The 12610-nt window shown below is 40.8% G+C and carries 10 protein-coding genes; 3 read left to right on the forward strand and 7 right to left on the reverse strand.

Annotation, left to right across the window (positions count from 1 at the left end):
* Both OK025_RS25175 and OK025_RS25180 read right to left on the reverse strand, forming a co-directional pair.
* Positions 1-2550 (reverse strand): SEL1-like repeat protein, encoded by a 2550-nt coding sequence (locus OK025_RS25175; RefSeq protein ID WP_317667487.1) that lies wholly within the window; start codon positions 2548-2550, stop codon positions 1-3.
* A gap of 25 nt (positions 2551-2575) precedes the next feature.
* Positions 2576-5053 (reverse strand): SEL1-like repeat protein, encoded by a 2478-nt coding sequence (locus OK025_RS25180; RefSeq protein WP_317667488.1) that lies wholly within the window; start codon positions 5051-5053, stop codon positions 2576-2578.
* Positions 5054-5227: 174 nt separating this feature from the next.
* Here OK025_RS25180 and OK025_RS25185 point away from each other — a divergent pair, with 174 nt between their 5' ends.
* Together OK025_RS25185 and OK025_RS25190 are read left to right on the forward strand one after the other, a co-directional pair.
* Positions 5228-5785 (forward strand): hypothetical protein, encoded by a 558-nt coding sequence (locus tag OK025_RS25185; RefSeq protein ID WP_317667489.1) that lies wholly within the window; start codon positions 5228-5230, stop codon positions 5783-5785.
* 48 nt (positions 5786-5833) lie between these two features.
* A complete protein-coding gene (locus OK025_RS25190; RefSeq protein ID WP_317667491.1) occupies positions 5834-6394 on the forward strand; it encodes a hypothetical protein in 561 nt (186 codons plus the stop codon).
* Positions 6395-6557: 163 nt separating this feature from the next.
* Here the strand turns inward: OK025_RS25190 and OK025_RS25195 are convergent, their stop codons facing one another.
* From OK025_RS25195 to OK025_RS25215, 5 genes are all read right to left on the reverse strand, one after another.
* Positions 6558-7262, reverse strand: a complete 705-nt coding sequence (locus OK025_RS25195; RefSeq protein WP_317667492.1) for an NUDIX hydrolase — start codon at positions 7260-7262, stop codon at positions 6558-6560.
* A gap of 3 nt (positions 7263-7265) precedes the next feature.
* The gene (locus OK025_RS25200) at positions 7266-8177 is read right to left on the reverse strand and encodes a hypothetical protein (protein ID WP_317667493.1); all 912 of its coding nucleotides are present in this window, start codon (positions 8175-8177) and stop codon (positions 7266-7268) included.
* A gap of 169 nt (positions 8178-8346) precedes the next feature.
* Entirely contained in the window at positions 8347-9129 is a 783-nt protein-coding gene (gene nadE / locus OK025_RS25205; protein WP_317667495.1) for an NAD(+) synthase, read from the reverse strand.
* Positions 9119-10609, reverse strand: a complete 1491-nt coding sequence (locus OK025_RS25210) for a nicotinate phosphoribosyltransferase (protein ID WP_317667496.1) — start codon at positions 10607-10609, stop codon at positions 9119-9121. The genes nadE and OK025_RS25210 overlap by 11 nt, the downstream gene beginning before the upstream one ends.
* Positions 10610-10619: 10 nt before the next feature.
* The gene (locus OK025_RS25215; RefSeq protein ID WP_317667498.1) at positions 10620-11432 is read right to left on the reverse strand and encodes a hypothetical protein; all 813 of its coding nucleotides are present in this window, start codon (positions 11430-11432) and stop codon (positions 10620-10622) included.
* Positions 11433-12116: 684 nt separating this feature from the next.
* Here OK025_RS25215 and OK025_RS25220 point away from each other — a divergent pair.
* On the forward strand, positions 12117-12608 hold the full coding sequence (locus OK025_RS25220) for a hypothetical protein (protein WP_317667500.1): 492 nt from the start codon (positions 12117-12119) through the stop codon (positions 12606-12608).
* Positions 12609-12610: the final 2 nt, after the last annotated feature.

Genomic DNA, 12610 nt, shown 5'->3' on the forward strand with positions numbered 1-12610 from the left:
TTACTTTTTCTTTTTAAATAGTTTACTAAAAAAGGAAGAACTTGCATTTGAATCTTCGGACTGATTATCCCATTGCAATAAATCCTGTTCGATATCCAGTTCATTGGTTTTTGCGAAACCTAACCAATGGACAAATTTTTCCTGATTTCTAAATGTAGGATCATTCTTATAATAATCCAATAAGCGCGCTGTGGCACTTTCGTAAACGCCGTAGTCATTGGCACGCTCAAAATAGTGGATCGCTTTTTTACTGTCCTTTTTAAATTTCAGTCCCTGATCATAGAGCAATCCATAATAGATATTGGAATAACTATTTTCCTTATCTCTTTTCAAGTAAACCAATAGACGATCGTAATCTTCCAAACTGTAATAGATAGCGGCTATATTGCTGTTGTTTTCAACTAATTTTAATTCCGCTTTCTGATAATAAGTGAGGGCTTTTTCCAGATCTTCTTCAACATAGGTCCCACTTGAATAAAAGTAACCTAAGTTGGACAAAGCATAGCCATTCCCCAACTCGGCTCCTTTTAGGTAAGCATCAAATGACTTTTTCAAGTCTTTGTTATAGCCGATTCCATACTGAAAGAGGTAGCCAATTGCATTCCAGGCAGGGGCATATTCTTTTTGGGCGGCCTGTTCATAATATTGAATTCCCCTGTCCAAATCTAAAAAACGATTGTCTTCGCTATCGGTATCCGTAAAGATATTCCCAAGTTCATGCATGCTGCTTTCATTTCCCTGGTCGGCAGAAAAGGTAAAATAGCGCATCGCCTTTTCAACATCGCCCTGCCGGTAGCAGTCTAAGGCCATATGATACAAGGTATAACTATCATAGCTGGATTCAAAATTATCGCCCTTTGCATTCTTCCATCGTTCAAAAAAACGGCTACATACATCAAAATCTTCCCCTGACAATTGATCCAGCTTCTTCAGAAATTGGCCATATTGTTCTTCCTGAATTACTTCCACACCATCGTAGCCTTTTTTATATAAGAGGTCACCTTGCAATAACATCAGATCCTGATAGTGATTGACGCTTGCACAGACATAATCATAGGCGGAGCTGAGGGCCCTTTGCACTGCGTCAAAATAGTAATATCTTCCCGCATGGTCTTTCAGAATAAAATAATCCATCACAGCAGCATATACAATTTTCACATAGTGCGTTGAGAGCGGGATCAGCCAGGCCTTTTCAGCAGCCTGATAGATCCCACTTCCGGCAGCTGTTTGGATGATATAGCAATCCCAGGCACCATTACCGAAATCAGTTCCCCCTTGAACGGATTGCATTACCAAGTCTTGCAGTACATAGGCACGGGCTTCCAGATCGTACAAACGAATGCTGCCGGAATCGGCAAAGAATAATGCACCTCGACCGTTTCCAGCATTGAGTATATCAACATCTTTGACCAGGATAGTTCCATCTGGAGACAAAACAGATTTTTTCTTTTTGTTATTCAAATTGACCGCATAAAAATCAAACAGCAGTTCGCTCAGTGCACCACTGGCAAAAGCACCAAGTAAAATACCACTGTTGGAATAATAATGACGCAGTTTATTTTCGGGAATATCTTGATAGATAAATCCATCATAATCTATGTCAAACGGTTTGTCTGCACCAACCACATTAAAGAACCGACCTTGGGCGTCGATAATGTAGTATTGCTGATCTTTCTTTCCCTGGTAATAACCGTAAGCAAAATCTTCGAGTTCATCATATTCAAGCGGTATGATTATTTCTGCGTTCCCGATGTTGATCAATCCGTATTTTTTAGCTAAGCTCACCTTACCAACGGTTGATCCAGCCCCATATTGGGCTGGCGCTGCCGAAGAATAAATACAGGGAATAGTTTCTTCGCCGCCCCTATTCAAATAACCGAACAGGTCATTTTTCTTTATGGCAGCGATCCCTTCATAGTCAAAATCACCAATTTCCTGATAGCTTGCTTCGACCTTCACCTCCCCTTTTGCATTGCGTATCCCCCAAAGCCCCTGATCTTCAAAAAATTGATTATCCAGACTATTAATCGCTTCGCTATTCCACCAGCCCAAGCCATAGTTGCCCCATTCCAGCTCGAGCATCGCTAAAAAAGAGGTATAACCAGCGGGTACCAAAATAGATTCGAGCTCAGCTATGGACTGTTTTTCGATTGCTTTTTCATAGGGCAAATTCTTCTCATAGATTTCAAATGCAAAATCTTTTGCCTGTTGACTATGTTTAACATCGCTCATGTTAAATACATCACTCGCGTTTAGCTGGAAGTAATCAAAGGGCAAACCGTCCAAAAAATCGAACAGTTTCCCGATAGCTGCCATGGCCAACGCATCTGAATTTAACCTATATTCATGAATGAGCAAATCATAAAAAGCGCGAAGCTTACGGATTCCAAGCTCCTTTTCGGAATAAACCAAGGTACCTTTTGCCTTCGGATTAGCAGCAAATAAGGGTAAAAAAAGCGGCGGAATCACATAATTCCATTCCCCTAAATAATGCGGAAAGTAATCTTGATCCTTCTTATCTGTATTGTAAATATATATGCGATGAGCCATTTTCTATGGGATAATAATTCTCTTCCTATTGATCAATTTCAACAGTATTTTCTTTAGCAAAATTTAACCAAAACTCGTATTTATCCGCGTTTGCTGCAGCTCCATGCGCAGCATACAGCTGCAGCAAACGATTGACAGCATAGGCATACACGTTTTCTTCATTGGCTTGTTCATAGTAACGGATCGCTTTTGGCAAACTTTGTTTAACGCCCAGTCCTTCCTCATACAAAATCCCATAATAAATAGCAGCAAATTGATTTGTGGTATCCCTTTTTAAATAACGCAATAAGTTCGCGTAATCTTGTTTTTGATAATAGATTTCTGCCATTTGCGCATCGTTGGGGATACCCGCTTTTTCAGCTTGTTTAAAGTAATCTAAAGCTAAGGCATAGTCCTGCTCCACATAGGCTCCTTCGTAATACCAATTCCCTAAGTTGCTCATGGCTTGTGCCTCTCCAAGCGCAACAGCTTGCTGATACCCTTTTAAGGCCTTCGAAATATCCAATTCAACACCATGCGCTGTCGCATAGAGAAAGGCCCAGTTATTCCATGCCTGAGCATGGTTCTGCGCCATTGCCTGTTCATAGAAGAACTTTCCCTTTGCGATATCCATCCCTTCGTAGCTTGTGTCTGTATAGATATTTCCAAGGAAATATTGGCAGTCTGCACTGCCCCGATCGGCCGCGATTTTGAGCAGCCGAATGGCTTCGGATACCTTCCCTTCAGCATCGAGCTTCTTCCCCTTTTCAAGAAGTGTGTCATTATCGAAATACTGTTCATATCCATCACCCTTGCGTTTCGTCCAGGCTTGATAAAACTGCACAAAATAGCTTTGATCACGCCCCTGTAACTGATAACGTTCTGTATATAAATGCCCAAATGCTGTTTCGGGTATCTCTATCACATTCCGGTTTAGGTCGAGATGAAAGATCTTCTCTCCCTTAAAAAGCAACAGGAGTTCGCCTGAAATTGCCTCAGGTGCTGGATAATGAAAAGGCGAACACATATAATCGTAATGCTCACTGCAAAAGTTTAGCTTCGTATCGAAATAGCGCATTCCAGCAGGACAGTGTATGCGCATAAAATCCAAAAAGCAATGTTCGATTTTCTGATGGTCAATAACAGGTTCAAGTAACCATTCCCCTCGAAGAGCATCATAAATCCCCTGTCCTTGAGCACAGCCTACGACAAAAATATCTTTACGGTATTGCTGTATGCTATCTACAGCTACTTTATCTATCAGGCTATCCATCAGTCGAAATACCCCCTGCTCAAGCGAGTAAATCTGCCATCTTTTATTTTTGAGATAGGCAATACTTCGATAGCCATCCAACACGATGATCCGGTCAATTCCTTCATCCAAGATATTACCATCGGGTTGAATGACGGCAATTTTTGGCTGTAGCTTATTGGGTTTAATCCAAAAATATCGATTGGCTAGCGGCTCCAGACTACCTTCCAGAAAAGTCCCTAAATACTGACCGTCCATTCGATAATATTTCCTTTTTATCGTTCCTTTTTGCCGGTTATAGAACAGCTTGTTATAGTCATACATAAACGGCTCGGGTGCAGGATCTGAAATAATCAATCGTCCTTCAGCCGAAAGGAGAATGTGGCTATCTTCTTGTCTTGCGTTTATAAATCCATAGGCGATCCAGTCGAGTTCATCATAGATTGCAGGTATACTCAGCTGTTTGGCATCCAAATGCAGTACCCCACGTTTTCCTGCCACTTCCACTTCAGCGTAATTGTTCCCATTGATATGCCGGGCATCGAAAGCGTCACTATATCGACAGGACAGCAGTTCAGCGCCACTAGCATTAATATAGCCATATAGTCCATTTGATTCAACGACCGCAATCCCCTGGTCATTGAATTCAAATATCTCATCGTAAACCGCCTCAACCAAAATATCACCTTTGGCATTTTTTAATCCTTGTTTTCCTTCCACTTCGAAAACCTCCGCTCCTTTCTCCTGCACAAGCTCCTCTGCCCATAAGCCCAAGCCATAATCAATCCAATCGGTTTGAAGAGCGTCTAAAAATGAAGTATAACCAGACTCTTTCACAAGCGGGGCCAGCAGATCTAAGGACTGTTCTTCGACCGCTTGTTCATACAAAGCGGCCTTCATTCTTATTTCTGACACCCAATCTTTGGCCTGCTCCGCGTCATTTTCTTCATTCATGGTAAAAACATCGCGTCCATCGATTTGAAAAGTATCGAAAGGCAAAGCCTCCAAAAAATCAAACATCCTGTTGACAGGCTCAAAATATATTTTTTTATAATGCAATTGATACCTATCAGCCAACAACGCATAAAAATAGCGCAGTAGTGCGATCCCATCTTCCTTGTTTGCATAAAGCTGGCTGCCTTTGGACCGGATATTGGCGGAAAATAAAGGTAGCATCAGGAAAGGAATTTCATAATTCCATTCGGCCAGATAAGAAGGATATGTTTCTTTGGTCTTGAGATTTACATTATAGATATAAATACGATGTGCCATGTGCTAATTTTTCTGTTTGTCGTTGTATCGCAGTAATCCGTTCCATACGACAAGAATCATGCGAATGCTGTAAAAATACCGTATTTATCATTTTTTTTATTTAGCGGAAAACAGGGATTTTTTTCTCAGCCTATTTCAGGCAACTTTGGTTTGGATTTTGTAACGGAAAGAACAATGAATCATTTCAAATACAGTTATTATATCGGCGCATTGATACTTCTTTCATTGCAAATTGCCTGTCAGGAAAAATCAAAGCCACAGGAAGCACACCTAGCTCCCGCAAAAACGACGGAAAGGCCAGTCAAAGATACTGTCTTAAAAGACACCGCATTGCCAATACACGCCAAACTGGATAGTATTGACCATGCCAATGCGCAAAGTGTACTGGAATCTGATGAAGTCACCAAAGCTTACGTGAACTTGACTGCTAAAGACAGTATTATACGCCTGCATTCCAATATACGTATAGATCATCGCTTCTTTGGCTATGAGCAAGCAGACACACAGGCTAAGAAGCTGCTTTTATTTTCCATCTTTACCAACGATGTGGCAGATAATCCTTACCAACTTAAACTGGGTGCATATTACGATACCTCTGGCTTAGACAGTAAGGGCTCAAAACTAAAATATGTGGACACAAAGGGTGATTTTGTGCAAGCTAAATTCATCGATTCGACAGATATACCGGTATGCACGATCTATTTTGAAAAAAAATGGGTCGATATCGAATAAAAAACAAGTAAAACCTATTAAAAAAAGTTCAACTAACCTAAAACAACCATGAAGTTCACTATAAAAACTATTTTTCTACTCTGTATAGCATTGCTTTTTAGCTGCCAACAAAAGAATGAGGCTAAAAAAACAGCCATTGCAGTTAGTACTCCCGCCAGTATAGACACTTTACAGAAAAAGGAGGCGATGAAATTCACATCCAATGATGACCTGGCTCTTTTTAATCAGCTTTATCCGATTGCTATTCTTCAGCCGGAGAGCAAAAATAGTTTCAAGAAATATGGTATCGAATTTTCAGGAATATGTTATGCCTGTGATCTTGCAGAAATCAAAATAAATAAAAGACAGCTGCTTTTGGTCAATGTCTGTGATTCCAATGAAATCTATCAAATTAAAGATTTCACGTATAATGTTCGTGATAGCAGTCTCACGATTAAGACCAAAAATCATGAGTTTTCCTTCAAGAAAATAGAGAAAGAGCCTATTTTCGAATTACAAATCAAAGGGGATTCGTTGTTGCTAAAGAATAAACGTATCGCAAAATACTACACCCAAAAATCTTTGATCGATCAATTTGAAGTACATGATTGTGGTGATTTTCAGGGTTAGCACCGGCTTGATTTCGTTGGTGTTCACGAATAGCAACAGATCAGGAGAATAAAACAATCCCGATTATTAATAGATTGACCTTATACGAATTAGACAGGATAAGAACAGGCAGTATTTCATTTCTGCCTGCTCCACCTGTTCTACTTATACTTCAAAATAAAACTTATACTTCAAAATAAAACCCCGATTCAGTAAGTTCTTTATATTTTACCCTGTCAAAACTATAAATCTTCGCAGCCCTGGCACGCCGATCTTTCTGCTTATCACTGTGGTCGATCAATAAACCCATGCTGAGGATTTTTTTTCGAAAATTCCCACGGTCAATTGACCGTTGCAAAACAGTTTCATACAAATTGTGCAAATCGGGCAAGGTAAACTGTTCGGGCAGAAGCTCAAAACCGATCGGCTGATAACGTATTTTCCCTTTGAGCCTTTCGATGGCGGTATTCAAGATCTGTTTATGGTCAAAAGCGAGGTCTTTATTTTCATCAATGCCAAACCATTTTACAGCTTCAATATCCGCACCCGCTTCCAAGATATACGTTTCAGGCTTGACAAGCGCATAATAAGCAATACTGATCACTCTTCCGCGCGGATCACGTGTTAAGTCTGAAAATGTATAAAGCTGTTCAAGGAAAATATCCTCGAGACCGGCCTCCTCCTGCAGTTTACGTAGCGCACAGTCGTCGGCGCTTTCATCTTCCCGAATAAAACCTCCAGGAAACGCCCATTTTCCCAAGAAAGGTTCTATTGCACGTTTGGTCAATAATACCTTAAGCTGGTTTTTATCAAAGCCGAAGATCACACAGTCAACCGTTACCGCAGGTCTCGGATATTCATATACATATTTTTTTGCTGAGCTTGCCATGTACTACAAATTTACTTCGGTTGACAATTTGATCTGTATCCCATATTTTTCTTTTAAAGCGTCAAACTGCAGAAGGGTTTGCTCTTCAAATCCGGCAATCGGCGACATGCAGTCGATCAACAAGGTGATACGGGAGGTGATGGACCAATCATGTTCAAAATATTCCAAAATCTGCACCGCCGAAGCCAATACGCAATGGCTTGAGGCCTCTCCCGCAATATAAATGGCATCGTGTGCCCGTATTGCTTCAAGCACAGCATGGTTGACAAATTTATTACCATCATACTCGGCTTTAATAATACCATACATTTCCGTATTCGGATCCTGTCCTTTGTAAACCAAAACTGGTTTTACCTGACGCACAGCACTATGAAAATAGAGCATATTCGTAAATTGACTCTCAAGCTGTGCGCCAGAGGTCCCCTCCAAACAGTGGTATGGCCAGATACATAATTGTTTTTTTCCCTCAGCTTCCAAATGCTGAAGATAATCCAGCGCTAAGGCTGTATGGCCATTCACAGCACGCCAGATACCGTCGCGGACATCAGCATAGCGAATGATGGTAAATGGCTCCGGATGATTTCCTTCCATATTCAGCCACCAGTCGGCATGGAAAATCTGCATCATCGAATGGCAATCAAGACTGCACATCACTTGTGTCAGAGAGCCTAAATTACGGTACATCCATTGTGTTAGACGCTGAACATCTGCTTTGGAACCATTGACCGCAAGACTCCCAATAGATTCCATAAAATCGTTCTGAACATCTATTGCCAAAAGCAGCGTCCGTTTCACGTCTAAAGCTGCAGGCCGGACCTGCTCCTTTTCTGCCAATGCCAGCATTGCCGGTATATTATCCCTTTTGCCGCTGGCAATATGCTGCACATCGACAATCTGATCAAATGGTGTTATCATGCTATTCATTTTATTTAATCAATATCTATTTCAACGCCGCATTTTTTACGCAAAACGATGAAGCCATTAAACTTTTCTTCCAGTTAAAAATCATTTTCATTAAAACATTGTTTTTGTCTCCTGTTAGCTGCTATGGAGTGCTTGCGTCGATTGCCTTAACTAGTTAAAATTAACCCTTGAACGTAGGCACTGCTGCAAACTTGTGCGCAGATTGTTGTATACGTTTACGAATAAGTTCATCTATAACCGGGTCGCCCGATGTACCTTTCAAAATAAACCCATCGATTTGCGCATAAGTCATTCCCAGTTCATCTTCATCGGTCTGTCCTTCCCAAAGGCCGGCAGACGGACTTTTATACTGAATAGATTCGGGTACGCCCAGGTATTTTGCCAAGGTATATACTTCCTGTTTGGTCACCATTGCCAACGGATTCAGATCGTAGGCGCCGTCGCCCCATTTCGTAAAATAACCTACTGTAGCTTCGGCCATATTCCCCGTACCAATAACAAATCTACTGCCCAGTTGCGCAAATTGATACAAATATGTCATGCGCACACGTGGGCGAATATTTGCTAGGCTCAAGGCGCGGTTAGCGGCTGTGGCTCCGGCGACAAATTGTTCTTGATGAATTGCCAAGGCATCCACAGCAGGCTGAATGTCAAACACATGAAACGGAAAATCAAACTTCTGAATAAGCTCCATCGCATGCTGATGGCTTTTACTATTATTCATATCGCTGCCATAGGGCATCATGATCAAGTGAACATCCACTTGTGCCAGACGGCATAAGCAGGCCACAACACTGCAGTCGATACCACCGCTCATTCCTAGTACAAGTCCCTGACGGCCGGCAGATTTCACTTGCTGAGCAATCCAGGATGCCATCAATTGTGCATACTGTGCAACGTTTTCATCCTGGATGAAAAACGGTTTGTTTACGCTATTTTCCATATACTCGAATTGTTTCAGTTTTCAATCTATTCCTTATTTCTTCAAAACGCGTTGTGTGTGTAAATTCACCGTCCAAATAACAGGTTTGGAGTAGGTTTCTACTTTCCAGTTCAGCTATAGTTTGTGGATTCAGGTTATCTATTAAACGAAATTCATCATTTTCAAATACCACAGCCACCATACCCTTTTGTGACTTCTTAAAGTTTCCCGTATCTGTAGCCGGACGTTTCTGAATTGCTTTAAATTCTCCATTGACAATTTCGGCAGTTCCTTTTAACGCAAAACCAAAAGTATCGCGTGTAACATATTGATAGGTATAAGAGCCTATTCCCAATATGGTATTGGTGGAAGCAAAGCCCTTATCGAGCAGACCTTGACATATTTTATCGGCTCTATCCACTGTAATGGAATCACCATAAACCACTCCGATATGTGGATCCAGCTCCTTAAATCCCTTGCTGTTGGTCGTACCGCCAAAAAGTTCAAATAAACGTTCGACAATACCTTTCTGAACAGTACTGCGATCAGATGCCACATCACCACAGATAATTTTTACAGGATCGCCACTATCGGGGCGAATAACAACTTTTCCTTCCCTAGCCATAATAACATCTTTCAGTTTCGGCAATACATTGTCAACTACATTCCAGAGGTCATACGTATCCGATACGATGGAAATATTTCCACTTGGGTATACCTTGGTAATCAGATGCCGAAATGCTTCCAATTCATCCTCACCGTAGGAACACATCACACTGTGCTCCGTAGACGGAGTGTACATCATCACATCACTTTCTGCATGATAGTAGGATTTCAGATACTCCCTAACGGAAAGCGTAGCTGAGACACCGAAGCTCAACAGATGCCCCCCAGCTGTACGATAAGCCGTTTCAGGAGAGCCCATGCCACGCATGGAAAAATCACCAGCTTGGGTAAAGACTTTATTGACGTCGCCCGTTTTCTCGGCAAAACCCGTCAATAATCTTTTATAGCGATCTGCAATTGTCGCTGCTGTCATCGGTGACCAGATATAGGCCGATAATTGTGTCTCCAGATAACCCGGAAGCCAGAAAAAATTGGGATGTGTATTTTCAATGGTAAACATTGGCACGCCAATAGGCACCAGGCTGCCTTCCGGCAAAGCATTTACTTTGATTGGAAGGTACCCCAGTCGATGTAGGTCGCGAATATGTTTCGATTCATGCATCGAGGCGAACTTTGCGTTTGTATTTTCAAAAACAGCTGCTATTGCCTCTTCGTAAGCCGCCACGACCTCTTCTTCCGGTTGAGCAAAAAAGTTTGCATCAAATGAATTCGTGATTTCGGCCAAGGCCCCCTGTAATCCAAAAAACACAACATGACTAATGCCTTCTATGCGTGACATGCGTGGCGTCCAAGTCTCATAAACCCATTGCGTATGTGCAGGGTATTGATCCTTATGGCACAATTTATAACCATCTGTCCAAAGTATTGGATTCATGCTCATTGATTTAAACATAACTTTCAGTCGTTAAGTTGATATAATTTATTTTGGGGTGCTCGGTATCCATCATGGAATTGGTGGTAAAGACATTGGTTATGGGTGAATCATCATCCAGCAGATTCCCTTTAAAAATTCGGGGTTCGCAATGTGTGACCAAAAGATAGACTGCACTGGCTCCCATTTCTTTCAATATTTTCCCGGCCCAAAGAAATGTTCCCCCTGCCGAACACAGATCATCGACAATAATACATTTTGCGCCGAGCGGAATATCTCCGGCTTTAAGTTCCATCCCTTCGATCCGGCCTGTTTGTGGATTCCGCTTTTTCTCAAAAACACAGCTATTTTCATAGCCGCTGTTGATGTAACGTGCCGCAGCTCCTTTATCCGGGAAAACAATCCGATCTGATTCCGAAAAATCAAGTTTTTCCATTAATTGTGGCAACCAGTCCAATGCCGGATAAACCCCAACACTGTTCGCCAGCAGCTCCAGCGTCACATTGGAATGCGGTTCGACAACAGATACTGCATCAAATTGCAAACTATTGATAAACTCCGACACATATTTCAATGTGAATAAATCACCTTCAATTTTGCGATCCATACGGCTATAAGGCATATAACGGATCAGTAACCGACAAGTTTCAGCTTCGGTTTCATCCAATCGCTTTTTGACAAAAAGCAAGCGGATTAAATCCCCGTCCTCCTGATAAGTAAATTCAATGAGATTGTTCTTTAAGATCAACTGATCAAAATCTTTCACTTTTGTCTCCCCATTTGGAAATTGCTCTGTGACTATCTGATGCTTATTTAATACAATCATAGTTTTTAATTTTGATTTTCACTATTGAGTACTTTTTACTCAACAAATATGAAGATTAAATTTAAGCTTGCAAAATATGTTGAGTACTTTTTACTCATAAAATCAAACAACAACACATATAACACTGTATATCAGTAAAATAATTTAAATAAAACAACGTAGCAAAAAATTCATCCCCCATTTCTAAATAGTGAACATGAAACTGATTTCCTGATTAGCATATAGCTAATCAGGATAAGTATTAAATCGAAACATACGGATACCAACTCATATCTAATAACAATTTTTAATCACTATTTAGACAGTCATTAGTCATTGATTATACAGTATATACTGAGCCATCACTGAACAAGCAATGAACAAACAATGTTAAAAGGTAAAATTTGATGCCGCTCTGATCCCTTTTTTTGCTACTACGGCTTTCCGCTCTTCGTTTGATAACGGGTCAAAAGAAAAACACGTACTACAAGACAGAAAAATGCGATGCAAATGTTGACTACACAGGCCTATAGGAAATGTTCAGATGATAAAAAACCGCTGAGAGACAGTTTCAATAAAAATTAGCTGATTATAGGGATTGAAATTTTGCGATAAAACATGATCTTTGTCTATACCAAAGTCACAAAATTCTTTGTCAGCCCACAAATGTGCTAGCAAAGAATTTGAATTACTTAAGCATAAAGCATGGAATTAGCCAATCTTATCAAACAGGATATTGAGTCAATCTTACAAATTGAATCTCAAGACATCAAACAATTGGTCGAGGACTATCGCGAAGACTTAATGGATGCGGATACCTATGACGCCATTGATGCGTACAATATGCTCTATTCGAATATTTACGAAATGTCCGAGGAAGAATACCTGGATGCTTTTCGTACGCTGGGAGAAGCCTATCCAAACTTTGGCAAGGCCGATGAAAATGACGTCAAAAAATCCATCGCTGAATTGGAACGATTAAAAAATGCTTTTAATGAACTACAACTCCATACAACAGAAGGCAAACAGCTTCTAGCATTGCAATTAGCGGTTTTGGAACTGGACATTCAGGTCTATCAAAAACAAATCTTGTCGCCGACTACACTTGAGATACAAGCTGAGATCAACTTACTGGAAACCGAATCGTTTGGATTAACCAATCAGATCAATCAGTTTTTAGAACAATACCACGATTAGTC

Origin of the sequence: Sphingobacterium sp. UGAL515B_05 (genome assembly GCF_033097525.1) — a bacterium.
Taxonomy (GTDB): domain Bacteria; phylum Bacteroidota; class Bacteroidia; order Sphingobacteriales; family Sphingobacteriaceae; genus Sphingobacterium.